This window comes from Nocardioides massiliensis, assembly GCF_030811215.1.
Classification (GTDB): Bacteria; Actinomycetota; Actinomycetes; order Propionibacteriales; family Nocardioidaceae; genus Nocardioides_A; species Nocardioides_A massiliensis.
In genome coordinates, this window is sequence record NZ_JAUSQM010000001.1 from 3,371,378 (window position 1) to 3,394,405 (window position 23,028).

Sequence of the window (23,028 nt, forward strand, 5' to 3'; positions counted from 1 at the left end):
CCTGAGCCGACGGCCGGTCCCCCTGTATCCCGGTCGTGCCCGATCAGCACGAGGGAGTGCGCGTGACCGCAATCGACCAGCGGACCGACGGTCCTGCGGGTGACGCCCGCGACGACCTCGCCCACGAGCTCGACCACCTGCGGCAGGTGTGCGCCCGGGTCGCCGCCAACGTCGGTCGGGTCATCGAGGGCAAGCCCGAGGTCGTGCGGATCGCCCTGGTCGCGCTGCTCGCCGAAGGACACCTGCTCCTGGAGGACGTGCCCGGCGTCGGCAAGACGATGTTGAGCAAGTCGCTGGCGCGCTCGATCGACGCCACGGTGCGGCGCATCCAGTTCACCCCGGACCTGCTGCCCTCCGACATCACCGGCGTGTCGGTCTTCAACCAGCAGACCCGCGAGTTCGAGTTCCGGCCCGGCGGGATCTTCGCCAACATCGTGGTCGGCGACGAGATCAACCGCGCCTCCCCCAAGACGCAGTCGGCGCTGCTGGAGTGCATGGAGGAGCGCCAGGTCTCCGTGGACGGGACGACCTACCGGCTCGAGACGCCGTTCATCGTGATCGCCACCCAGAACCCCGTGGAGATGGAGGGCACCTACGCCCTGCCCGAGGCCCAGCGCGACCGGTTCCTCGCTCGCGTCTCGATAGGCTACCCCGTCGCCCGCGCCGAGGTCGCGATGCTCGCCAACCACGCCGGCGGCTCCGACCCGCTCGACGGGCTCACCGCCGTGACGGACGCGACGGAGGTGCGCACGCTGATCGGCACCGTGCGCCGGGTCCACGTCTCCCCCGCCGTCCAGCAGTACGCCGTCGCGATCGTCGGCGGCACCCGCACCTCCCCCGACCTCCTGCTCGGCGCCTCACCGCGCGCGACGCTGCACCTCGTGCGTGCAGCCAAGGCGGCCGCCGCCCTCGACGGGCGTTCCTACGTGCTGCCCGACGACGTCGCCGGCCTGGTGCGCACCGTCCTGTCCCACCGGCTCCTGCCGACCGTCGAGGCGTCGCTGCGAGGACGCGACCCCGAGGCAGTCCTGGAGGAGATCGCGGCGCAGACCCCTGTCCCCGCCGGCGCTCACCGTGCGTGAGGCGTTCCGCTCACTGACGACCCGCGGTCGGGCCTTCCTGGCCGCCGGGCTGACGGCCGGGATCTGTGCCGTGCTGCTCGGCCAGGACGATCTGCTGCGCGTCGCCGCGCTTCTCGCCGTCCTGCCGGTGGTCGCGGCGTGGTTGACGGCGCGCCGCCGCGACCGGTTGTCGTTGCGACGCCACGTCGCGCCCGACCGGATCACCGTCGGACAGGAGGCGGCGGTCACCCTCACGGTCGTCAACGGCGGCGCGGGCGCCGTCGGCTCGCTGCTCCTGGAGGAGCAGGTGCCCTTCACGCTCGGCAGCCGTCCCCGATTCCTCGTCCCGCGCATCGAGGGCAACCACGCGATCGACCTGGTCTACCGCGTCCGCCCCGAGCTGCGTGGCCGCTACCCGTTGGGTCCGCTGCGGGTCCGGGTCGACGATCCCTTCGGGATGCTCGAGCTCTCCCGCACGTTCCACCGCACCGAGCACGTGACGGTCCTGCCCCCGGTCGAGGCGCTGCCCGCGATCGGACTGGGTGGCGGCGCGTCGGGCTCCGGCGACCACCGGACCCGCGCCTTCGCCGTCGGCAGTGCCGAGGACGTGACGGTGCGCGACTACCGCCGCGGCGACGACCTGCGCCGGGTCCACTGGCGCAGCAGCGCCCGCGTCGGCGAGCTGATGGTCCGTCGCGAGGAGCAGCCCTGGGAGTCCCGCGCCACGGTCCTGCTCGACAACCGGGCCGGAGCGCACGCCGGCACCGGAGCCCTGTCGTCATTCGAGACGGCCGTGCGTGCCGCCGCCTCGGTCGGGTCCCACCTGGCCGCGCTCGGCCACCAGGTCGACCTCGTCACCTCCGCCGGCCGGTTGCACGCGGGTCTGCCGCACCCCGCCCACGACCGCGGGCGCGCCGGCGACACCCGCCAGCTGCTGGACTCGCTTGCGGTCATCGCGACCCACGACACCGCCCGCTGGGAGGCCGCCGCCGCCGAGGAGCTGCGCCCCGGCGGCATCGTCGTCGCCGTCCTCGGCAGCGTGCACGAGCCGGACCGCCGCGCCCTGGCCCGGCTGCGCCAGCACGCCGGCACCGCGCTGGCGATCGTGCTCGACACCCCCGCGTGGGCAGGGACCGCGCGCGCCCAGGCCCCCGATGGTGACGGGGTCGCGACCTGGTTGGGCACGCAGGGCTGGCGCGCCGTGGTCGCCGGTCCTCGCGATCGCCTGCCCGAGGTCTGGCGCGAGCTGGGCGCCACCGCGGGAGCCCGGCGATGAGGCCCGGCCGCAGCGGGCGCGTCGGCCGGGTCGACGACCTCGCCTCCACCGTCGTGGCGGCCCTGACGATCGGGGTGGCGCTGCTCGCGTGGACGCCGTTCGTCGAGGACCGGGACGGACTGATGCTGCAGGTCGCCGGTGTGCTCGCCGTGGTCGGGCTGTCCGGGTGGGGCCTGCGCGCCCTCGGCACCCCCTGGATCGTGGTGCCGTGCGGTCAGCTCGCCGCGCTGCTGGTCTGGGCGACCGGCCGGTGGGTGCCCGAGTCCGCGCTGGGCGGCTGGGTCCCGACGGTCGAGTCCGTCACGGCACTGGTCGACGAGGTGCGCGCCGGCGTCACCGCCGCGCAGCAGTACTCCGCCCCGGTTGCGGCGGACGTCACCGAGCTGGCCGTGCTCCTGACGCTCGCGGCCGCGGCCTGCGCTCTCCTGGTCGACCTGTTCGCCTGCACCTGGCGCGTCGTCCCGCTGGCCGGGTTGCCGTTGCTGCTGGTCTACACGGTGCCGGCGGGACTCATCGGGGCAGCCGTCCCGTGGTGGGTGTTCGCACTCTCCGCGGTGGGCTTCTTGTTCCTCATCGCCCGCGACCATGCGCGGCGGGTGCGCCAGTGGGGCCACGCCGCCCGCACCAGTGAGCGGACCCGTCCGGGTCTCGCTGCCCCGGTCATCGGAGTCCTCACTGTCAGCGCTGCGTTGCTCGCCCCGTCGGTCGTGCCCGTCGTCGCGGGCGGTCTGCCGAGCGGGGTCGTCGGCGGTGGTGGAGGAAACACCGTCGAGATCTCCAACCCGATGATCGACCTGCGCCGCGACCTCAACCGCGGGCAGGACCTGGACCTCGTCCGGTTCACGACCGACGACCCCGACCCGAGCTACCTGCGGCTCGCGGTCCTCGACGAGTACGACGGCGACGCCTGGCGCCCGGTGGAGCGCCAGATCCCGTCGGAGCAGCGGGTCGCAGGAGCGCTGCCGCGGCCCAGCGGCCTCGCCCGGTCGGTGGAGACGCGCGAGCGGCAGATGTCGATCACGACGTCGCCGTCCTTCGACTCGGTCTGGCTCCCGCTCCCCTACCCGGCGGCCGCAGCCAGCATCGACGGCGACTGGCGCTACGACCGCGCGACCCTCGACGTCGTCTCGGCGCAGGAGGACCAGACGACGCGGGCCTTGCAATACACCGCCCGCAGTCTCGAGGTCGACTACGACCCGGTCGCGATGGACGATGCGGCAGCGCCCCGGCGGGCGGTCACCGACCGCTACCTGCAGCTGCCCGACGACCTGCCCGACGTGGTCGCGGCGTACGCCGAGGAGGCCGTCGGTGACGCGGAGTCCCACTGGCAGCAGGCAGTGCGGCTGCAGAACTGGTTCCAGGACCCCCAGCGCTTCACCTACAGCCTGGAGCGGGCGCCGGCCAGCGCCGAGGGCGAGGACCTGGAGCAGTTCCTGCGTCCGGGTCCCGACGGCCGGGTCGGCTATTGCGAGCAGTTCGCCGCCTCGATGGCGCTGATGGCGCGCACGCTCGGGATCCCGTCACGGGTCGCCGTGGGCTTCCTGCGGCCGGAGTCGACCGGTGAGCGGTCGTGGACCTACAGCGCCCACGACATGCACGCCTGGCCGGAGATCTTCCTCGAGGGCCATGGCTGGGTGCGCTTCGAGCCGACGCCGACCAGCCACACCAGCGCCGTACCCGCCTACACCCGCTCCGCCGACTCGCCCGCGCCCGACGTGCCGGAGCCCCAGCCGAGCGCCGCGCCGTCCCAGCCCACCGCGCCGACCGCGGCTCCCGACGTACCCCAGGCCTCCGACGTCCCCGACCCCACCGGCACGACGAGCAACGACTCGGGGGCCGGGTGGATCGGGTGGACGGCGTTGCTCGTCCTCGTCCTCGCCGGCGCGGCGTCCACCCCGCGCGTCCTGCGTCGTGCGCGTGCGAGCCGTCGCTGGCGGGAAGCCGGCGACGAGGACCGACGGCGGGCCGAGGCCGCGTGGGCGGAGGTCCGGGACCTCGCGGTCGACACCGGGCAGCCGTGGTACGCCGGAGAGAGCCCGCGTGTCACGGGACGCCGGTTGGCGGCACGGCTCCACGACCCCGAGGCGGACCCGCGCGCGTGCCCCCACCCGGACGGGGCAGCAGGTGCCGCCGCGGCGGCTGCTGCCATCGGGCGGATCGTGCACGCGGTGGAGCGGGCGCGCTACTCACCCGCCCCGGTCGACGGCTCGGGGCTCACCGGTGACGTGGACCGGGTCCGGGTCGCGCTGCTGGCCGAGGCCGGGCCGCGACGCGCGCGCCGGGCCGTCTGGCTGCCGCGGTCACTGTGGCGCGCCGAGGTCCGCACTGCGGACCTGGACGGCGAGGACGAAGGTGTCGAGGACGACGACCGGCTGGAGCGGACCGGCGCGAACGCCTAGCAGCAACGGGCAGCGACGAACAACGGCTAGAAGCCGTTGCCCTCCTCGCGGCGGCGGCGCCACCGCTCCTCCATCCGCTGGGTGAAGGAACCGGAACCCTTCGCCTTCGACTTGCGCGGCTTGTTGGCACGCCCGCCCTCGATGACCGAGAAACCGCGCGTGGGGTCCCCGCCGGCGACCGGCTCACCCATCTCCGCGCCGGGGGCGTACTGGCCGCGCCACGCGGTGAGCGCGACGTAGGCCGAGACCAGCATGACGACGAACCCGATGATCCCGACGATCGTCTGGGCGGCGATCGCGCCCGTCATGAGGACCGCGACGCCCACGAGGAAGACACCGCCGGCCACGATGGTGCGCCGACGTGCATCCCGACGGGCGGCGGTGCCGCGCAGCGTCGAGGCGAGCTTCGGGTCCTCGGCCACCAGGGCACGCTCCATCTGCTCGAGCAGGCGGAGCTCCTCCTCCGAGAGCGGCACGTCTTCCTCCCAGGGTCCGGTCGTCGCGGTGGTCGTCGCCGGTGCGACGGCGGTCACGTGACCGCCGTGCCTCCAAGTCTAGGCAGGTCCTTGAAGCGGTGGTAGCCGCCCGGTGGAAATCCATTCGTCCGCATCGCCCGGGGCGCGACGATCCACGAGGGTGGCGGGCCGGACGACGGCTCGTCCGAACCGTGCGGACGCCTGGTCGACCGCCCGGTCCAGGTCGGCCCAACCCTCGGCGCGGGCGCCGAGCTCCAGCTGGGGCTGCCAGCGCGAGCGCGCGACCAGCCCGGTCGCCTTCACCCCCAGCAGGCGCACGGGCCGGCGTCCCTGGCCGGGTTGTCCGGGAGCGCCGAGGGCGCGCAGGAGCTCGCGTGTGGTCGCGAAGATCTCGTGGGACACGTCGGTCGGCTCTCCGACCGAGCGGGACCGGTCGAGGGTCTCGAAGTCGCTGTAGCGCACGCGCAGCCCGAGGGTGCGGGCTGCCATGCCCGCGGCGCGCAGCCGGCCTGCCAGCTTCGTGGCGAGCCGGAGCAGCTGTCGGCTCAGCTCCTCCGGATCGCTGACGTCGGACCCGAAGGTCGACTCGTTGCTCATCGAGCGCTCGGCGCGCTGCTGGGACCGGCCGGCCTCCATGCCCCGGTGGTCGCGCCCGTGAGCCAGGTCCCACAGCCACCGGCCGGCGTGCCGTCCGAGGGCGGCCTCGACGATCTCGATCGGCACCGCCGCGACGTCGGCGACGGTGTGCAGCTCGAGCCGGTGGAGCACCGCGGCGGTGCGGGGACCGACGCCGTACACCTCGCCGACGCGGTGGCTGCGCAGGAACGCGATGGTCTCCTCCGGCGCCACGACGCAGACCCCGTCGGGCTTGGCGCGGTTGGTCGCCATCTTCGCCACCGTCGGCGTCGCGGCCACGCCCACGCTGCACCGGATCTGCTGGGTCTCCCACACGCGGGCACGGACCTGCTCGGCGATGTCGGCCGGCGGTCCGAGCAGGCGGACCGCCCCGGCGACGTCGAGGTAGGCCTCGTCGAGCGAGAGCACCTGCACGGACGGGGTGAACTCCGTGAAGACCTCGAGCACCGCGTGGGAGACCTCGGTGAAGGCGGCGAAGTCGGGCGGCACCACGACGGCTGTCGGACACGCGCGCAGCGCCTGACGGGTGGGGACACCGGAGCGGACGCCGGCCGCGCGGGCGGGGTAGTTGGCTGACAGCACCACCCCCCGGTCGGCGCCCCCGACGATCACCGGGACGTCGTGGAGCTCGGGACGCTCACGCAGCATCACCGAGGCGTAGAAGCAGTCCATGTCGACGTGCAGCAGCCGGCACGCCAGGGACGGGTCGCTCACGGCGCACCCGCGCCGGCGACGTGATCGGCGTCAGACGCGGGTGGCGAGCACGTGGAGCTGCTGGGCGAGGGGGAGGTACTCGGGGCGCTCCGCGACCGCGGACTCGAGGGCGAGGAGCGCCTCGGCCGCGCCTGGCTCGAGATCGAGCAGAGCGCTGGGCACCAGGTCGGAGAAGACCCGGACAGCGTGGACCGTGTCGATGCCGAAGCCCGCACCGGTGGCGCTGGCCCGGACGTCGTCGACGGTGAACCGGCGCGGCCCGCTGGTCGGCGGGGTCTCGAGCAGCTCACGGGCCTGGTGGAGGTGGCCGGCCATCGCCCGGGCGAGGACCGCCGCGTGCAGCTGACCGACGACGACGCTGAGCAGGCCGCCGGCGGGGAGCACGCGCGCGAACGCCTCCCAGGCCGGCGCGGGGTCGGGCAGGACGTCGAGCACGCCGTGGCAGAGCACGGCGTCGACCGAGCCCGGCTCGACCAGGGACGACAGCGACTCGACGTCGCCCTGCAGTCCGCGGACCCGGTCGGCGACGTCGCGCTCGCGGGCGCGCCGATCGAGCGCAGCGAGGGCGTCGGGGCTGGGGTCGACGACGAGGACATCGGCGCCGAGGCCCGCCACCCGGACGGCGAAGTCGCCGGTGCCGCCACCGACGTCGAGCACGCGCAACCGCTCCGCCCGGCGCTCGCGCAGCACGGACCCCAGGGCAGTCTCGAGGGCGGCCCACACCACCGCGGTCCGGGCGAGACCGCGGCGCTGGCTGACGGTGGCGGAGCCGGGGTCGCCGGCGCCGGGAGGAGGAGGTGCGCTCGCCATGCGCCCCACTCTCTCATCCGAGGCTGCTCAGCCGGCGCGTCCGACACGGCCCGCGGGGCGGGTCGCCGGGAGCGCGCTCGGCACGGTCGTGACCACGACGCTCCCCTGCGCCAGCCCCAGCGACCGCTCCACGAGCGCGAGGAAGTGGTCGGCCTCGCGGACGAGGTCGTCGGCCTCCCGTTCGGTGACGGCGTGGCGGGACCCGGCCTCGGCAGCAGCGCGCTTCGCCGCACCGGCGGCGAAGAAGCTCGCCCACTCCTCGAACTCCGGCGCAACCGTGGACAGCAGCACCCAGGCGTTGCGCTGGCGCCGCGCCCGGGGCGTGGCGGGCCGGGCCCGCGCGGCCAGCACCGCGGCCGTCGCCTGCAGCGCGGCGACGTGGGCGGCGGCGTACCTGCGTCCGGGCTCGGTGGCGGCGACCGCGTCCTGCAGCGAGCGCGCCGAGCGCTCGAGTGCGGTCAGTGCGGTCTCCGGGACCAGGTGGTGTGACATCGGGCCTCCCCTTCTCATCGAACACGTGTTCGACCCTGATCGAAGGGTAGACCCCGGCACCGACAGTCGGTCAAGACCGACCGTTGCGCGGGGAGCGAAGGCTCAGGAGACGAGCTTGAGACCGATGACGCAGCCGACGATGCCGGCGACGAGCAGCACCCGGGCGACGGAGAACGGCTGGGCACCGGTGGCCAGCTCGTAGGCGACGGTCAGACCGGCACCGATCCCGACCCACACGGCGTACGCCGTGCCCGTGGGCAGGGTGCGCATCGCCCAGGCCAGGCCGGCCATGCTGATCACGACGGCGACCCCGAAGACGGTGGTGGGCCCCAGCTTGGTGAGGCCGGCAGAGCGCCCGAGCGCGGTGGCCCACACCGCCTCGAACACCCCGGACACGACCAGCACGATCCATGCGAGCACGACAGACCACTCCTCTGCGCCGTCTTGTCGCTGGCCGGGTACGGCGCACCTCGTCCGGTGCCGCTTGCAGGCACCCCCAGTGTCTCAAACAAGGCTGAGTTCCTAGAGTCGGGCGCCATGAGCGACGTCACGACCGACCAGCCGGCGGAGCACCCCTCGATCGCGGCGTTCCGTGCGGAGCTGGCGGCGCGCGGCGGGACCGGTGAGATCCGGGTCCTGCCCGACGCGGTCCACACTGCTGCACTCGCCGCCGATGCGTTGGGCTGCGAGGTCGGCGCCATCGCCAACAGTCTGCTCTTCGACGCGGACGGCGAGCCGGTGCTGATCCTCACCTCCGGTGCGCACCGCGTCGACGTACCCCTCGTGTCGGCGGCGCTGGGCCGTGGTGAGCTGCGGCGCGCCAAGCCGGACTTCGTCCGCACCCACACCGGACAGGTCATCGGCGGCGTCTCCCCCTTCGCCCACCCGGCTCCGGTGCCGACGTGGATCGACCCGTGGCTGGCGCGCCACCCCGTCGTGTGGGCGGCGGCCGGACACCCCGCGGCGGTGTTCAGCTCCACCTACGACGAGCTCATCGCCCTCACCGGTGCGACACCGCTCGACGTCGAGTGAGGACCCCGTGAGCACGATCGAGGTCCGGCCCGCGACGGAAGCCGACGCGGCCGACGTGGCGCACGTGCACGTCACCACCTGGCAGCAGGCCTATGACGGCCTGCTCCCGGCGACGCTGCTCGACAACCTGTCGGTGGAGCAGCGCACGCACTGGTGGGCGGAGTTCCTCGCCGACGTTCCGGCGCGCAACACCGTGCTGGTCGCCGTGGTCGACGGCCGCGTCGTGGGCTTCGTCGGCGTCTGCCCCACCCGCGACGAGGACCTCGACCCCGACACCACCGGCGAGGTCGCGGCGATCTACCTGCTGCGCCCGTGGTGGGACCGCGGCATCGGGGCGCAGCTCATCACTGCGGCGGAGGAGGCACTGGTCGGTCACGGCTTCACCGACGCGACGTTGTGGGTGCTCGCCGACAACGACCGTGCGCGGACGTTCTACGAGCGGCGCGGATGGGTGCCCGACGGCGGTGAGCGCACCGAAGACCTGCACGGGCGGCTCGTCCCGGAGCTGCGTTACTGGCGCTCGCTGAGCGACCGTTGATCGTCCATCCGCTGCCGGCTGCCGTTCAGCGCGTCGGCGCAGCCTAGGGTCTAGCCCATGGCACGCGTGGTGGTGATCGGCGGTGGGCTCGGCGGCATGGCCTCGGCCGTGCGCCTGGCCAAGATCGGGCACGAGGTGACGCTGCTCGAGGCCCGCGAGGAGCTCGGCGGGGCCCTCGGCCTGCTCGCGCACGACGGCTACACCTGGGACGCCGGCCCGAGCGCCACTCCCCTGCCCGGCGCGATCCGCGACCTGTTCCGCAAGTCCGGGCGACCGCTCGAGCGGGAGGTCGAGCTCGTCGCGGTGCCGCAGTTCCGCGAGCACCGCTTCGAGGACGACACCCGCGTGACGTTCGCCGCCGGACGCGTCCCCCAGCAGGAGGCCCTCACCGCCGCCCTCGGCGAGAAGGCGGCCGCGGCATGGATGGCCTGGACCGAGTCGTTCCACACGCCGTGGGAGACCGTGCGCCGTGAGTATCTCGAGCGCCCCTGGGCCCTCGACCTGGTCGACCGCAGCACCCGCGACCTGCTCTTCAGCCGCGAGACGCTGCACAAGCGGGTGCGGAAGTCGTTCAAAGACGTCCGGCTGCGCGCCATCGCCCTGCACCACGCCGAGCTCGCCGGACACGACCCGCGCAACGTGCCGGCGTGGTGGGGCGTGCTCGACTACGTCGAGCAGAAGTTCGGCGTCTGGACCGTGCCGGGCGGCCTCGGCCAGCTCACCCAGGTGCTCACCAAGCGCCTCGGCGAGCGCCGCGTCACGGTGCAGCTGGGCACGCCGGCGACCGACGTCGTCGTGCGCAACGGCGCCGCCGTCGCCGTCGCCACCCGCGAGGGCGAGCTCGCCGCCGACCTCGTGGTCTGCGCCGTCGACCCGCGCCGGCTCCCGACCCTCGCGCGCCACGTCGCGCGGACGATGCCCGCACTGCCACCGGTCGTGAGCCACCTGGGCCTTGGCAGCTCCGCCCCCGACCTGGCCACGGAGACCGTCTTCCACCGCGAGCCCACCATCGTCGTACGGCGATCGGGGGTGGGGCCCGACGGGACCCTCGGCGTCACGCTGCTGGGTCGTGGCCGGGTGTCGGAGGACATCGTGGTCGCGCTGGCCCGCTACGGCCTCGACCTGCGCCCCCACATCGTCACCCGCGTCGACGAGAACCCGCGCCAGCTGGTCGAGCGGCTGCACGGGTCGCCGTACGGCGTGGCCTGGCAGGGTCGGCGTACCCTCACCGACCGGCTGTCGACGCGCACGCCGATCCCCGGCGTGTTCGCTGCCGGCGCGCACGCCGCTCCCGGGGCCGGCGTCCCCTTCGTCGCCCTCAGCTCCGCCCTGATCGCCCAGGAGGTCGGTCCGGCCTGAGGCGGGCAGTTTCACCGCCCGAGCCACGACACGCCCGCTCGTCGTACGAAACTGGCGCCCCAAACGCCCGGTTTCGATAGACGGGCGGTGAAACTGCCACCCGGTACGGCGCCCGACGGGCGCGCCGCGTCAGGCGTGGACGCCCAGACCCTCGTAGATCTCGCGGGTGGCGCGGGAGCGGTTGAGGGTGAAGAAGTGCAGCCCGGGAGCACCACCGGCGAGCAGTTCGTCGCACAGCTCGGTGGCGATCTCGACACCGATGCGGCGCACGTCGGCGGGGTCGTCGACGCCGTCGAAGCGCTGCACCACCTCGGCCGGCACCTCGCGTCCGGACAGCTCCGCCATGCGCACGATCGAGCGGGCGCTGAGGATCGGCATGATGCCGGGCAGGAGCGGGATGTCGATGCCGGCGCGGTCGCAGCGCTCGCGCAGCCCGAAGTAGTCCTCGGCGCGGAAGAACATCTCGGTGATGCCGAACTGCGCCCCGGCGTCGGCCTTGGCACGCATCGCGTCGACGTCGGCCTCGAGCGTGGCGCAGTCGCGGTGCCCGAGGGGGAACACCGCCACGCCGACGCTGAAGTCACCCAGCGAGCGCGCGAGCGCGACGAGCTCGCTGGCGTAGTTGAGGCCGCCCTCGGTCGGGACCCACGCGGTGCCCGGACCGGTGGGCGGGTCGCCGCGCAGCGCGAGCACGTTGCGCACCCCCGCGTCGGCGTACCTCCCGATGACATGGCGCAGCTCCTCGACGGTCTGGCCCACGCAGGTCAGGTGCGCCATCGGCGTCAGGGTCGTCTCGGCCGCGATCCGCTCGGTGATCCCGACGGTGCCGTCGCGGGTCGAGCCGCCGGCGCCCTCGGTCACCGAGACGAAGGTGGGGCGCAGCGGCTCCAGCTCGCGGATCGCCCGCCACAGCGCCCGCTCCCCGTCGGCGTCCTTCGGCGGGAAGAACTCGAAGGAGAACGACCGCTCGCCCGCGGCGAGCAGATCGACGATCGCGTGCCCACAGGGCATGCGGGAAGGGAGACCGAGGGCCATACCGGTCAGGGTACGGCGATGACCGTACGCTGACCGCGTGATCTCGTTTGCCGACCAGGTTCAGGCGACCCTCGACACCGTGCTCGACGAGCACGCGCGCCGGCTCGAGCCGCTCGGTGAGGACGCCGCTCTCCTCGTCGAGGAGGCGCGCACCAGCCTGCGCGGCGGGAAGCGGCTGCGGGCGGCGTTCTGCCGGGCCGGGTTCGTCGCCGTCCACGGCCCGGGGGTCGAGGACGACCAGACGACGTACGCCGCCCTGCTGCGCGCCTGCGCCGCGCTGGAGATCCTGCACGCCAGCGCACTGGTCCACGACGACTTCATGGACGCCTCCGACACCCGCCGCGGCCGGCCCGCCGCCCACCGCGCCTTCGAGTCCCAGCACCAGCAGGCCGGGTGGCCCGGCGACCCGACGGCGTACGGCGCTGCGGCGGCGATCCTGCTCGGCGACCTGCTGCTGACCTGGGCCGACGAGCTGCTGCGCGAGTGCGGGCTGCCGGCCGAGCGGGTGACTGCGGCGATGCGCCTGCTCGACCTCACCCGCTCCGAGGTCATCGCCGGCCAGTTCCTCGACGTGTCCGTGCAGACCCGCGCCCGGGTCACCGTCGAGGAGGCGACCCGGATGCTGCGCTACAAGTCGGCGAAGTACTCCGTCGAGCGCCCGCTCCACATCGGCGCCGCGCTCGCGGGTGCGGAGCCCGCCCAGATCGAGGCGCTGACCGGGTTCGGCCTGCCCATCGGCGAGGCGTTCCAGCTGCGCGACGACCTGCTCGGTGCGCTCGGCGACTCCGCTGTGACCGGGAAGCCCGCCGGCGACGACCTGCGCGAGGGCAAGCGCACGGTGCTCATCGCCCACGCGCTCACCGGCCTGGCGGACGACGACGCGCAGCGCCTCGATGCGGGCCTGGGCACACCGCTCGACGCCGCGGAGGTGGCCGAGCTGCAGGAGCTGCTGCGCCGCTCGGGTGCGGTCGAGCGGGTCGAGAAGCTCATCGACCAGCTCACCGAGGACGCGTTCACCGCGCTCGACCAGGCGCCGATCCACGACGCCTCGCGCGAGGGACTGCGCGAGCTCGCGCTGGCCGCCGTGCGCCGCGAGGTCTGAGACCGGTCGTCGGCTGCAGATCGGGCGCGGGTCAGGCCAGGGTCACAGCATCGCCTGCGCGCGTCGCTTGACCTCCGAGCCGCGGTTCTCGCGCAGCGCGTCGATCGGGCGTCCGGGCAGGGTGTCGTCGGCGGTGAACAGCCAGGCGAGCGCCTCGCGGTCGTCGAAGCCGATGTCGTGCAGCAGGATCAGCAGCCCGGAGAGCCCCTTGACGATCTGGCCGTCCTGGAGCTGCTCGGCCGGCAGCCGCTGCCCGGCCCCCGGCGACGGCACGGCGGCGGCCAGCTGGTGCTCCGCGACCAGGCGGCGTACGCGGCTGGGGCTCACGCCGAGCTGCTCGCCGGCTTCGTGGAAGTCGATCCAGTCGGGGATCAGTGCGCCGAGGTCGGTGTCGCCGGACGGCAGGGAGGACGAGCTCATGACGCTCATTGTGCCTGCTGCGCCCTCCGCGCCGTACGCCCGGGACTGTGTATACGTTCCTGCGCGACACGCCGACTGGAACGTCTACGAGGTGCCAGTTTCACTACACATGTAGTGAAACTGACTGCACCTTTTGCCCCTTCTGTCCCTTGTGTAACTCTCGCCACAGCGGGTAGGCAGGGTCGATGATCTCTCTCGGGAACCCCTCCACCACTGTGCCGCGGCGGTGGCGCCGCGGCCGCGGTCTGCTGACCAGCACGCTCGCCCTCGCCGCCGGCTTGTCACTGGCTGGACTGGCCATGGCGCCACCGGCGGCGGCCGACAGCGACCGCGAGCATGTCGACTACACCGTCAAGCCGGGCGACACCGCGACCGGGATCGCCACCCGGCTGCACGCCTGGACCGCGGAGCTGATCTCCGTCAACGACCTCGGGCCCAGCGCGACCCTGCGCGTGGGCGAGACCATCACGGTGCCGGTGGTGCTCTCGGCGCTCGACCCCGGCGAGGTGCCGGGCCGGCCGGAGACCGCCGGCGACGAGGCCGAGCCGCGGCGTGCGGCGCCGCAGAAGCCTGCCGTGCGGACTCCGCCGCGCCACTCCCGCGACGACGTACGCCGCACGATCGAGCGCACCGCGCGCAGCTGGGGCGTCGACCCGGCCCTCGCACTGGCGCTGTCGTGGCAGGAGTCGGGCTGGCAACAACACGTCGTCTCCTCAGCCGACGCGATCGGCGCGATGCAGGTCCTGCCCGGCACCGCGGAGTGGATGTCGCCGCGCGCCGGCCGCACCCTCGACCCGCGCGACCTGCAGGACAACGTCACCGCCGGCGTCGCGCTCCTCGACCTGCTGACGTCGCTGGAGCCCGAACGACGGGCGCTGGCGGCGTACTATCAGGGGCTGGCGGGCCTGCGTGAGCACGGACCGTACGACGACACGCGGTCCTATGTCCGCAACGTGATGGCTCTCAAGGAGCGGTTCGACCGTAAAATCGACCGCTGAGCCAGCAGGGGCCGCAGAACTCCTCGCCCCTGGCCGAGTCCAGGAGGATGCGTGGTCGACCGGACAGCCTCGGACCCGATCGTCGGGCGGGTGCTCGACGGACGGTACGAGGTCGGGGACCGCATCGCCCGCGGCGGGATGGCCACGGTCTACGAGGCAGTCGACCTGCGCCTGGACCGGCCGGTCGCAGTGAAGGTGATGCACGCCGGCCTCGGCGACGACCAGGACTTCGCGACCCGGTTCGTGCGCGAGGCCCGCTCCGCGGCGCGGCTGTCGCACCCCAACGTCGTCAACGTCTTCGACCAGGGTGACGACCACGGCACGCTCTTCTTGGCCATGGAGTACGTCGAGGGGCGCACACTGCGCGACCTCCTGCGCGACGAGGCCCCCCTGGCGCCGGCCCGCGCGCTCGCGCTGCTCGAGCCGGTGCTCTCGGCGCTCGCCGCCGCGCACGCCGCTGGGCTGGTGCACCGTGACATCAAGCCGGAGAACGTCCTCATCGCCGATGACGGGCGGATCAAGGTCGCCGACTTCGGCCTGGCCCGCGCGATCAGCTCCGACACCCAGCACACCGCGACCAGTGGCGTGCTCATCGGCACGGTCTCCTACCTCGCCCCCGAGCTGGTCGTCGACAGCGTCGCCGACGCGCGCGCGGACGTGTACGCCGCCGGGATCCTGCTCTACGAGATGCTGGCCGGGCGCAAGCCGCACGAGGGCGAGTCGCCGATCCAGGTGGCCTACAAGCACGTCCACGAGGACATTCCCGCGCCGTCCGCGGTCGTGCCGAGCATCCCCGACTACGTCGACGCGCTGGTGGCCCGCGCCACGGCCCGCGACTGCGACCACCGCCCCGCCGACGCACGGGTCCTGCTCCACCACGTCCACCGGGTGCGCTCCGCCCTCGACGCCGGGATGCGCACCGACCCCGAGCTCGTCGCCGACCTGCAGCCGCCGCCGTCGGTCGAGCACACCCGCGAGCACACGCGCGAGGACCTGGCCGAGGTGCTGGCGGTGCCGCCCTCGGTCCAGGCGGAGCCGCCACGCTCCCCTGCCGCGCGTCCCGCCGCGCGTACGCCGTCCCGGCCCGAGGCCATGCAGCCGACTCCCCCACCACCGGGGCGCACCCGGCGTCGCGGTCCGCTCGTGGTCCTGCTCGTCCTGCTGCTGGCGGTCGCCGGCGGCGGTGCGGCGTACTGGTTCGGCGTCGCCCGCTACACGACCACGCCGAGCCTCATCAACCTCTCCGAGACCGCCGCGCGGGAGAAGGTGCAGGCCGCCGGGCTGTCGCTGACCGTCGCCGACCGGGCCTACAGCGAGACCGTGACGGCCGGCTCGGTCATCAGCACCGACCCCCGTGCCGGGTCCCGGATCCTCGACGACGGCACCGTGGAGGTCACGCTCTCGCTCGGACCCGAGCGCTACGAGGTGCCCGCGCTGCGCGGCGAGTCCGAGGAGCGCGCGAGGGAGCTGCTCGAGGAGGCCAACCTGGACGTCGGCGACGTCACCGAGCGCTTCCACGAGCGGATCGCCGAAGGTGTGGTGATCCGCGCCGACCCGGCCGCCGGCACCGAGCTGCGCCGCGACGCCGCTGTGTCGCTGGTGGTGAGCAAGGGCCGCAAGCCGATCGAGGTGCGCGACTTCACCGGGAGGTCGGCCGACCGCGCCGAGACCGCCCTCACCGACGCCGGGCTCGACGTCGAGCGCACCGCGGAGTTCAGTGACGACGTCCCCGAGGGACGCGTCATCTCCCAGAACCCCAACACCGGCACGCTCTACCGCGGCGACACCGTGCGCCTCGTGGTGTCCCGTGGACCGGAGATGGTGCAGGTGCCGCGCGTGCGCGGCGTCGGGGTCGCCGAGGCGACGGAGCGTCTCGAAGCGGCCGGGTTCGTCGTCCGCACCGAGCGCAGCGATCTCTACGTGGGTCTGGAGTACGTCGTCTCCAGCAACCCCGGCCAGGGCTCGATGGCCCCCCGCGGCTCGACGGTGACGCTCACCCTGGTGTGATGGCCAGGTGACGCTGCGCAACCCACTCGGCTCCCATCTGCCCGTCGGCAAGGGCCTCGCTGCCGGTGCCTTCGCCCGCGCCCAGGAGCTCGGCGCCGAGACGCTCCAGGTCTTCGTCGGCAACCCCCGCGGATGGGCGCTGAGCGCCGGGGACCCCGGGCAGGACAAGGAGTTCCGCCGGCTGTGCGAGGCGACCGGCATGCGCGCCTTCATCCACGCGCCGTACCTCGTCAACCTCGGCAGCCCCACCGAGGCGACCTTCGAGAAGTCGGTCGCCAGCGTGGCCCACAACCTCCTGCGCGCCGCGGAGATCGGCGCCGAGGGCGTGGTAGTCCACACCGGGTCGTGCGTCGCCACCGGCTCGGTCGAGCGCGCGATGGGCCAGGTGCGCGAGGCGCTGATGCCGCTGCTCGACGGCCTCGACGCCGCCGGTCCCGACGCGCCGTACCTCCTGCTCGAGCCCACCGCCGGCCAGGGCCAGTCGCTGTGTGCCGGCGTCGAGGACCTCGCGGCCTACCTCGACGTCCTCGACCACCACCCGCGTGCCGGGATCTGCCTCGACACCTGCCACGTCTTCGCCGCCGGTGCACCGTTGGATGAGCCGGGCGGCACCACCACGACGCTGGACCGGATCGTCGAGATCGGCGGACCCGGGCGCCTGCGGCTCATCCACGCCAACGACTCGATGGACGTGCGCGGCGCCTTCAAGGACCGCCACGAGCGCATCGGCCAGGGCCACATCGGCACCGCCGCGTTCACCGAGCTGTTCGCCCACCCCGCCACCGAGGGCGTGCCGTTCGTCCTCGAGACCCCGGACTCCGGTACGCCGGACTCCCGCTGCCTGCCCCTGCTCAAGGAGCTCCGCGCGGCCACGTGAGCGCCCGCCAATTCGCTACTCGTGTAGTGAACTCACCACTGTGAACACGTTCCAGTCGGCGTGTCGCGCAAATTCGCTACACGTGTAGTGAATTTCTCGCCGCACCCGCGGGTCCGCCCTGCGGTATCCCACCGGGGCGAGCGGCGGTGCTGCCCTAGCCTGAGCAGCATGGTCGTGGTGATGGCTCCGGGTGCAACGGACGAAGAGATCGGTCGGGTCGTCGAGCGCGTCGAGGGCGTCGGGGGTGAGGCGTTCGTCAGCAAGGGCGTCGTGCGCACGATCATCGGTCTGGTCGGTGACATCGAGTCCTTCCACCACCTCAACCTGCGCAGCCTGCCGGGCGTCGCGGACGTGCACCGGATCTCCGACCCCTACAAGCTGGTCAGCCGCCAGCACCATCCCGAGCGCTCCACGGTCTGGGTGGGGCCGGCCGAGAAGCAGGTGCCGATCGGTCCGGAGACGTTCACCTTCATCGCCGGCCCGTGCGCGGTGGAGACGCCGCAGCAGACGCTCGAGGCTGCCGAGATGGCCAAGGCCGCGGGCGCGACCCTGCTGCGCGGCGGGGCGTTCAAGCCGCGCACCTCGCCGTACGCCTTCCAGGGGCTCGGCGTGCGCGGCCTGGAGATCCTCGCGGACGTCCGCGAGGTCACCGGCCTGCCGGTCGTGACCGAGGTCGTCGACGCCCGCGACGTGGCGGTAGTCGCCGAGCACGCCGACATGCTGCAGATCGGCACCCGCAACGCGGCCAACTTCGGGCTGCTGCAGGCGGTCGGCGAGTCCGGCAAGCCGGTGCTGCTCAAGCGCGGCATGACCGCGACCATCGAGGAGTGGCTGATGGCGGCCGAATACATCGCCCAGCGCGGCAACCTCGACGTCGTCATGTGCGAGCGCGGCATCCGCACCTTCGAGCCCGCCACCCGCAACACCCTCGACATCTCCGCCGTGCCGGTGATCCAGGCGACCTCGCACCTGCCGGTCATCGTCGACCCGTCGCACGCGGCGGGGCGCAAGGACCTCGTCGTCCCGCTGTCGCGCGCCGCGATCGCCGTGGGGGCCGACGGCATCATCGTCGACGTGCACCCCGAGCCGGAGACGGCGTTGTGCGACGGCCCGCAGGCCCTGCTGGGCAACGACCTGCGGGCGCTGGCGACCGCCGTGCGTCAGCTGCCCGCAGCGGTCGGCCGGCTCGACGCCAGCGCACGCACCAGGACCGGGCGCGCCAGCTCGACCTGATCGCGCGTGACGTCGAGGTGCGTCACCAGACGCACCGTGCGCGGCCCGACCGCGCCGACCCGCACGCCCTCGGCCGCGCAGACGGCGACGAAGGTCTCCACGTCGACGTCGGGTACGACGACCATGTTGGTCGCGACCGAGTCGGGATCGATCTCGCATGACTCGGCCAGCAGCCGGGCGTGCTCGTGGTCGTCTGCCAGTCGCTCGCGGTGGTGGTCGAGGGCGTGGAGCCCGGCTGCGGCCAGTACGCCGACCTGGCGCATCCCGCCACCCAGCCGCTTGCGCCACACGCGGGCCTCGGCGATGTGGTCCGCCGACCCGGCGACCAGCGAGCCGATCGGCGCGCCGAGGCCCTTGGACAGACAGACCGCGACCGCGTCGAACAACCCGCCGTACGTCGCAGCGTCGACGCCGGTCGCGGCAACCGCGTTCCACAACCGTGCGCCGTCGAGGTGCAGGCGCGTGCCGTGCTCGTCGGCCCAGGCGCGCAGCGCCTTGAGGTCCTCGAGCGCGAGGACCGCGCCACCGGAGAAGTTGTGGGTGTTCTCGACCGACACGGCCGCCGTCGGCACGAAGAACGGTCCGAGGTCGGGCGCGAAGAGCTCGCGGATCTGGTCGAGCGCGAGCGGACCGTCGGTCCAGGTGCGCGTCGTCAGCCCGTTGACCGCGGCGTGCACCCCGAGCTCGGCGCGCGCGATGTGGGCGTCGGCCGCGCAGAGCACCTCCTGGCCCGCGGTCACCAGGCCCTGCAGGGCCAGGACATTGGCCAGCGAGCCGGTGGCGGTGAACAGCGCGGCCTCCTGGCCCAGCAGCTCGGCCACCCGCTCCTCGAGCAGCCGGACGGTCGGGTCCTCGCCATAGACGTCGTCGCCGACCTCCGCGCGCGCCATCGCCTCCCGCATCGCCGGGGTGGGGCGGGTGACGGTGTCGCTGCGGAGGTCGATCACGGGGTGCTCGGTCCTCGGGTCGGCGTGCCCGCTCAGCGTGCGTCCACCGGGGTCTCGTCGCGACGGCGCAACATGTCAGCCACGAGGAACGCCAGCTCCAGCGACTGCACGCGGTTGAGGCGCGGGTCGCAGACCGACTCGTAGCGGTTGCCGAGGTCGGCCTCCGCCAGGGCCTCGCCGCCGCCGACGCACTCGGTGACGTCGTCACCCGTGAGCTCGACGTGGATGCCACCGGGCCAGGTGCCGAGACCGTGGTGGACGTCGAAGAAGCCCTGCACCTCGTCGATCACGTCGTCGAAGCGGCGGGTCTTGTAGCCCGAGGACGCCTCGAAGGTGTTGCCGTGCATGGGGTCGCAGACCCACGCCACCTCGACGCCGGCCGCGCGGACCTTCTCCACCAGCGGGGGAAGCAGGTCGCGGATCTTGCCGGCACCCATGCGGGTGATGAAGGTCAGGCGGCCGGCCTCGCGGTGCGGGTCGAGCCGCTCGGCCAGCGCGATCGCGTCATCGGCGGTCGTCGTCGGGCCGAGCTTCACGCCGATCGGGTTCTGCACCCGCGACAGCAGCTCGACGTGGGCGCCGTCGAGCTGACGGGTGCGCTCGCCGATCCACAGGAAGTGCGCGGAGACGTCGTACGGCGCCTGGGTGCGCGAGTCGATGCGGGTCATCGCGTGCTCGTACTCCAACACCAGCGCCTCGTGGCTGGAGTGGAAGTCGACCCGGTGGAACTCCTCCGGGTCGGCACCGATGGCCTTCATGAACGTCAGCGCGCGCTCGATCTCGTCGGCGACCTGCTCGTAGCGCGCCCCCACCCCGCTCGACTTCACGAAGGAGGTGTTCCAGGCGTGGACCTGGCGCAGGTCGGCGTACCCGCCCGTCACGAACGCACGCACGAGGTTGAGCGTCGCGGCGGAGGAGTTGTAGACGTCGACGAGCCGCTGCGGGTCGGGCACGCGCGACTCCGGGGTGAACGCGAAGCCGTTGACCGCATCACCGCGGTAGGCCGGCAGCGTCACGTCGCCACGGGTCTCGGTGTCGGAGGAGCGCGGCTTGGCGTACTGCCCCGCCAGCCGGCCGAGCTTCACCACCGGCACGGACGCCGCGTAGGTCAGCACGACGGCCATCTGCAGCAGCACGCGCAGCTTGTTGCGCACGTTGTCGGCGGTGACGCCGTCGAAGGTCTCGGCGCAGTCACCGCCCTGGAGCAGGAACGCCTCCCCCCGGGAGACCGCCGCGAGCTTGGTCTTCAGGTCGTCGCACTCACCGGCGAAGACCAGCGGTGGCATGCCGCGCAGCTTCTGCACGGCCGCCTGCACGGCGGCGGGGTCGGGGTAGGTCGGCTGCTGCGCCGCGCCGCGCGCGTGCAGGGTCGCCAGGTCGGGGATCAGGCCAGGAGCATCGTCGGGTACCACCTGTCCAGCCTACGTCGCTCCCCTGGCCGCTCCTCACGCGCGCCGGTGGACGAGAAGCGGCAGCACGCGGCGCGCCCCCGCCCGGCGCAGCCACGAGGTGACCACTGTCACGGGCCACAGCGACGACGACGCGTCCACCACGAGCAGCACCACCTGGCCCTCGACCGGCGGCGCGGTCGCCGCCAGCAGCTGGTCGCGCCACCACGCCGCCTCCTCCGCCGAGCTCAGGTCACCCGACGGCGCCGGCAGGTCGAGCACCCCGGCCGGCTGCAGCCGACCGCGCTCGGCGACGTGGTCGACCAGCGACCCGACCAGCCGCGGGAACCCGGACGCCGCAAGCCCCACGACGGTCTCGGGCCGCTCGGCCCAGCTGCCGCGCCAGTCGGCGAGCACGCCGACCACCGCGTCGCGCAGCTCCTCGGGCGCCTCGGCGTCGCGCGCGAAGACCTGGGCGACCAGCTCGCTCCACTCGGGAGCGTCGGCGTGCACGAGTGCGCGGCCCGGATCGGCGATCTCGCCGGCCGCGATCCGACCGCGCGACCCGAACGCGCCACCGGGCCACATCTTGCGCGGCTCCACCGCGTGGCGCTGGGTGCGCAGCACCGCCGCGACGGCACGCCGGGTCTCCACGCTCGGGCGCTGCTCGAGGCCGGTCGGCAGCGCGCCGAGGCAGGCCGAGCACCGACCGCACGGCTCGGCCGTCGGGTCGTCCAGGGAGCGCTGCAGCAGCTGCATGAGGCAGCTCTCCGAGCGCGTGTAGGACCGCATGATGTCCGCCTCGCGCCGGCGGACCGCGATGACGCCGTCGTAGTGCTCGGCGTCGAACGTCCACTCCTTGCCGGTGGTCGACCACCCGGCCTCGCCGCGCTCGACCACCCCCTCGACGGCGAGCTGCTTGAGCAGCAGCTCGACCCGGGTGCGGCGTACGCCGGTCTCGGCCTCCAGCGCGGGCACCGACATCGACTCCCCCGCAGCAGCCAGGACGGCCAGGACCGCCTCGACCTGGGCGGGCACGGGGATGGTCGCGGTGGCGAAGTACTCCCAGACCCGGTCGTCGGCCTCCGACGGGAGCAGCACGGCGAGCGCGTGGTCGAGGGCACGCCCGGCACGGCCGACCTGCTGGTAGTAGGACACCGGCGAGGGCGGCGCACCGACGTGGACGACGAAGCCGAGGTCGGGCTTGTCGTAGCCCATGCCGAGCGCCGAGGTCGCCACCAGCGCCTTGACCTCGTTGGCCAGGAGCGCGTCCTCGAGCTTCTCGCGCTGCGCACCGTCGAGCTGACCGGTGTAGGCAGCCACGGGCAGATCCGGGTGGACCGACGCGATCGCCTCAGCCAACCGGTGGGCGTCGGCCACGGTGAGCGTGTAGATGATGCCGCTGCCCGGCAGCCGCGGCAGGTGGTCGACGACCCAGGCGTAGCGGTCGAGCGGGCTGAGCCGGTCGTAGCCGTCACCGCGGCCGGGGTCGACGACAGCCAGCTGCAGGCTCGCGCGGGCAAGCGGGCCCCGCAGCACCAGCGTCGTCTCGCCCAGCTGCGCGGCGACGTCGTCGGTCACGCGCGCGTTGGCGGTCGCCGTCGTCGCCAGGACCGGGGTGGTCGGCAGCAGCCGCTGCAGGACGTCGGAGACGCGGCGGTAGTCGGGGCGGAAGTCGTGGCCCCAGTCGGAGACCGCGTGGGCCTCGTCGATCACGACCAGGCCGAGACGACCGGTCAGCGCGTCGAGCACGCGCCGGCCGAAGCCCGGGTTGGCCAGGCGCTCCGGCGAGACCAGCAGGACGTCGAGGGCGCCGGAGACCAGGTCGCGCTCGATGCCGGACCAGTCGTCGATGTTGGCGGAGTTGACCGTCGCCGCGCGCAGGCCGGCGCGGGCGGCAGCGGCGACCTGGTCGCGCATGAGCGACAGCAACGGCGAGACGACGAGCGTGGGGCCGGCGCCCTCGGAGCGGCGTACGGCGGTGGCGGCCCAGTAGACCGCCGACTTGCCCCATCCGGTCGCCTGCACCACCAGCACGCGTGCGGCGTCCTCGCACAGCGCCGCCACCGCGGTCTCCTGGTCGGGGCGCAGGCGGGCCTCGGGCCCGGCCATGGCCGCGATGACACGACCCGCCACAGCGGCACGGTCGGCGTCCAGGGCGAGCGTCGGTGTCGTCATGACGGCCACGCTAGGCGGTGCGTCCGACACACCTCACCGGTCGTCCACAG

General features: G+C 73.7%; 21 protein-coding genes, 1 pseudogene and 1 riboswitch. Of the genes and pseudogenes, 12 read left to right on the forward strand and 10 right to left on the reverse strand.

Annotated features, from left to right (window positions below):
* Positions 1 to 71: 71 nt before the first annotated feature.
* Genes J2S59_RS16640 through J2S59_RS16650 form a run of 3 tightly spaced genes read left to right on the forward strand, consistent with a single transcriptional unit; the run spans position 72 to position 4,736 of the window.
* Complete coding sequence (locus J2S59_RS16640; protein WP_181641896.1) at positions 72 to 1,082, forward strand: AAA family ATPase; 1,011 nt, start codon at positions 72 to 74, stop codon at positions 1,080 to 1,082.
* Positions 1,075 to 2,337: a DUF58 domain-containing protein gene (locus J2S59_RS16645; RefSeq protein ID WP_068120416.1), complete on the forward strand. Its 1,263-nt coding sequence runs from the start codon at positions 1,075 to 1,077 to the stop codon at positions 2,335 to 2,337. Before J2S59_RS16640 ends, J2S59_RS16645 begins: the two co-directional genes overlap by 8 nt.
* Positions 2,334 to 4,736, forward strand: a complete 2,403-nt coding sequence (locus tag J2S59_RS16650) for a transglutaminase TgpA family protein (protein WP_306825308.1) — start codon at positions 2,334 to 2,336, stop codon at positions 4,734 to 4,736. Before J2S59_RS16645 ends, J2S59_RS16650 begins: the two co-directional genes overlap by 4 nt.
* A gap of 26 nt (positions 4,737 to 4,762) precedes the next feature.
* Here the strand turns inward: J2S59_RS16650 and J2S59_RS16655 are convergent, their stop codons facing one another.
* The 5 genes from J2S59_RS16655 to J2S59_RS16675 form a co-directional block, all read right to left on the reverse strand.
* A complete protein-coding gene (locus J2S59_RS16655; RefSeq protein WP_246360654.1) occupies positions 4,763 to 5,269 on the reverse strand; it encodes an SCO2097 family morphological protein in 507 nt (168 codons plus the stop codon).
* Positions 5,270 to 5,290: 21 nt separating this feature from the next.
* Positions 5,291 to 6,562, reverse strand: coding sequence for a DNA polymerase IV (gene dinB / locus J2S59_RS16660; protein WP_181642658.1), 1,272 nt, complete (start codon positions 6,560 to 6,562; stop codon positions 5,291 to 5,293).
* A gap of 30 nt (positions 6,563 to 6,592) precedes the next feature.
* Positions 6,593 to 7,372, reverse strand: coding sequence for a methyltransferase (locus J2S59_RS16665; RefSeq protein ID WP_181642659.1), 780 nt, complete (start codon positions 7,370 to 7,372; stop codon positions 6,593 to 6,595).
* 27 nt (positions 7,373 to 7,399) lie between these two features.
* Entirely contained in the window at positions 7,400 to 7,864 is a 465-nt protein-coding gene (locus tag J2S59_RS16670; RefSeq protein WP_181642660.1) for an SAV_6107 family HEPN domain-containing protein, read from the reverse strand.
* A gap of 102 nt (positions 7,865 to 7,966) precedes the next feature.
* Positions 7,967 to 8,284: a DMT family transporter gene (locus tag J2S59_RS16675; RefSeq protein WP_068125024.1), complete on the reverse strand. Its 318-nt coding sequence runs from the start codon at positions 8,282 to 8,284 to the stop codon at positions 7,967 to 7,969.
* A gap of 13 nt (positions 8,285 to 8,297) precedes the next feature.
* Positions 8,298 to 8,361: riboswitch (guanidine-III (ykkC-III) riboswitch) on the reverse strand.
* 40 nt (positions 8,362 to 8,401) lie between these two features.
* On the opposite strand from J2S59_RS16675, the gene J2S59_RS16680 reads away from it, so the two are divergent.
* The 3 genes from J2S59_RS16680 to J2S59_RS16690 are packed head-to-tail and all read left to right on the forward strand — an operon-like array spanning position 8,402 to position 10,793.
* Positions 8,402 to 8,896: a YbaK/EbsC family protein gene (locus J2S59_RS16680; RefSeq protein WP_068125027.1), complete on the forward strand. Its 495-nt coding sequence runs from the start codon at positions 8,402 to 8,404 to the stop codon at positions 8,894 to 8,896.
* 7 nt (positions 8,897 to 8,903) lie between these two features.
* Entirely contained in the window at positions 8,904 to 9,434 is a 531-nt protein-coding gene (locus J2S59_RS16685; RefSeq protein WP_068125030.1) for a GNAT family N-acetyltransferase, read from the forward strand.
* 57 nt (positions 9,435 to 9,491) lie between these two features.
* Positions 9,492 to 10,793, forward strand: coding sequence for a phytoene desaturase family protein (locus tag J2S59_RS16690; protein ID WP_068125031.1), 1,302 nt, complete (start codon positions 9,492 to 9,494; stop codon positions 10,791 to 10,793).
* A gap of 129 nt (positions 10,794 to 10,922) precedes the next feature.
* Here the strand turns inward: J2S59_RS16690 and metF are convergent, their stop codons facing one another.
* On the reverse strand, positions 10,923 to 11,828 hold the full coding sequence (gene metF / locus J2S59_RS16695) for a methylenetetrahydrofolate reductase [NAD(P)H] (RefSeq protein WP_068124874.1): 906 nt from the start codon (positions 11,826 to 11,828) through the stop codon (positions 10,923 to 10,925).
* 37 nt (positions 11,829 to 11,865) lie between these two features.
* On the opposite strand from metF, the gene J2S59_RS16700 reads away from it, so the two are divergent.
* Positions 11,866 to 12,930 (forward strand): polyprenyl synthetase family protein, encoded by a 1,065-nt coding sequence (locus J2S59_RS16700; protein WP_068124872.1) that lies wholly within the window; start codon positions 11,866 to 11,868, stop codon positions 12,928 to 12,930.
* A 42-nt stretch (positions 12,931 to 12,972) separates the two neighbouring features.
* Here J2S59_RS16700 and J2S59_RS16705 read toward each other — a convergent pair whose 3' ends face one another.
* Positions 12,973 to 13,350: an Rv2175c family DNA-binding protein gene (locus J2S59_RS16705; RefSeq protein WP_068124870.1), complete on the reverse strand. Its 378-nt coding sequence runs from the start codon at positions 13,348 to 13,350 to the stop codon at positions 12,973 to 12,975.
* Between the two features lie 185 nt (positions 13,351 to 13,535).
* On the opposite strand from J2S59_RS16705, the gene J2S59_RS16710 reads away from it, so the two are divergent.
* The 5 genes and pseudogenes from J2S59_RS16710 to aroF all read left to right on the forward strand — a co-directional run bounded on the left by J2S59_RS16710 (position 13,536) and on the right by aroF (position 18,465).
* The gene (locus tag J2S59_RS16710; protein ID WP_181642629.1) at positions 13,536 to 14,348 is read left to right on the forward strand and encodes a transglycosylase SLT domain-containing protein; all 813 of its coding nucleotides are present in this window, start codon (positions 13,536 to 13,538) and stop codon (positions 14,346 to 14,348) included.
* A 51-nt stretch (positions 14,349 to 14,399) separates the two neighbouring features.
* A pseudogene (pknB, locus tag J2S59_RS16715) lies at positions 14,400 to 16,142 on the forward strand (Stk1 family PASTA domain-containing Ser/Thr kinase); the annotation flags it as partial.
* 24 nt (positions 16,143 to 16,166) lie between these two features.
* Positions 16,167 to 16,355 carry a PASTA domain-containing protein gene (locus tag J2S59_RS20440; protein WP_438361617.1) on the forward strand — a complete coding sequence of 63 codons (189 nt, stop codon included), beginning with the start codon at positions 16,167 to 16,169 and terminating at the stop codon, positions 16,353 to 16,355.
* Positions 16,356 to 16,362: 7 nt separating this feature from the next.
* Positions 16,363 to 17,232 (forward strand): deoxyribonuclease IV, encoded by an 870-nt coding sequence (locus J2S59_RS16720; RefSeq protein WP_068124864.1) that lies wholly within the window; start codon positions 16,363 to 16,365, stop codon positions 17,230 to 17,232.
* Positions 17,233 to 17,400: 168 nt separating this feature from the next.
* The gene (aroF, locus tag J2S59_RS16725; protein ID WP_068124862.1) at positions 17,401 to 18,465 is read left to right on the forward strand and encodes a 3-deoxy-7-phosphoheptulonate synthase; all 1,065 of its coding nucleotides are present in this window, start codon (positions 17,401 to 17,403) and stop codon (positions 18,463 to 18,465) included.
* On the opposite strand, the gene J2S59_RS16730 is transcribed toward aroF, so the two are convergent.
* From J2S59_RS16730 to J2S59_RS16740, 3 genes are read right to left on the reverse strand one after another with little or no spacing between them, the layout of a single operon-like run.
* Positions 18,393 to 19,412 carry a threonine aldolase family protein gene (locus tag J2S59_RS16730; RefSeq protein ID WP_068124860.1) on the reverse strand — a complete coding sequence of 340 codons (1,020 nt, stop codon included), beginning with the start codon at positions 19,410 to 19,412 and terminating at the stop codon, positions 18,393 to 18,395. The two genes, aroF and J2S59_RS16730, sit on opposite strands and share 73 nt — an antisense overlap.
* Positions 19,413 to 19,444: 32 nt before the next feature.
* The gene (locus J2S59_RS16735) at positions 19,445 to 20,824 is read right to left on the reverse strand and encodes a class II 3-deoxy-7-phosphoheptulonate synthase (protein ID WP_370871502.1); all 1,380 of its coding nucleotides are present in this window, start codon (positions 20,822 to 20,824) and stop codon (positions 19,445 to 19,447) included.
* A 33-nt stretch (positions 20,825 to 20,857) separates the two neighbouring features.
* Positions 20,858 to 22,978: a RecQ family ATP-dependent DNA helicase gene (locus J2S59_RS16740; protein WP_068120881.1), complete on the reverse strand. Its 2,121-nt coding sequence runs from the start codon at positions 22,976 to 22,978 to the stop codon at positions 20,858 to 20,860.
* Positions 22,979 to 23,028 lie beyond the last annotated feature (50 nt).

What these genes read in the sequence shown, in the direction of transcription:
- J2S59_RS16705 (WP_068124870.1), bottom strand. Translation starts at nt 13,350, where the DNA reads ATGAGCTCGTCCTCCCTGCCGTCCGGCGACACCGACCTCGGCGCACTG.
- J2S59_RS16650 (WP_306825308.1), top strand. Translation starts at nt 2,334, where the DNA reads ATGAGGCCCGGCCGCAGCGGGCGCGTCGGCCGGGTCGACGACCTCGCC.
- J2S59_RS16680 (WP_068125027.1), top strand. Translation starts at nt 8,402, where the DNA reads ATGAGCGACGTCACGACCGACCAGCCGGCGGAGCACCCCTCGATCGCG.
- J2S59_RS16665 (WP_181642659.1), bottom strand. Translation starts at nt 7,372, where the DNA reads ATGGCGAGCGCACCTCCTCCTCCCGGCGCCGGCGACCCCGGCTCCGCC.
- aroF (WP_068124862.1), top strand. Translation starts at nt 17,401, where the DNA reads ATGGTCGTGGTGATGGCTCCGGGTGCAACGGACGAAGAGATCGGTCGG.
- J2S59_RS16740 (WP_068120881.1), bottom strand. Translation starts at nt 22,978, where the DNA reads ATGACGACACCGACGCTCGCCCTGGACGCCGACCGTGCCGCTGTGGCG.
- J2S59_RS16670 (WP_181642660.1), bottom strand. Translation starts at nt 7,864, where the DNA reads ATGTCACACCACCTGGTCCCGGAGACCGCACTGACCGCACTCGAGCGC.
- J2S59_RS16690 (WP_068125031.1), top strand. Translation starts at nt 9,492, where the DNA reads ATGGCACGCGTGGTGGTGATCGGCGGTGGGCTCGGCGGCATGGCCTCG.
- J2S59_RS20440 (WP_438361617.1), top strand. Translation starts at nt 16,167, where the DNA reads ATGGTGCAGGTGCCGCGCGTGCGCGGCGTCGGGGTCGCCGAGGCGACG.
- metF (WP_068124874.1), bottom strand. Translation starts at nt 11,828, where the DNA reads ATGGCCCTCGGTCTCCCTTCCCGCATGCCCTGTGGGCACGCGATCGTC.
- J2S59_RS16710 (WP_181642629.1), top strand. Translation starts at nt 13,536, where the DNA reads ATGATCTCTCTCGGGAACCCCTCCACCACTGTGCCGCGGCGGTGGCGC.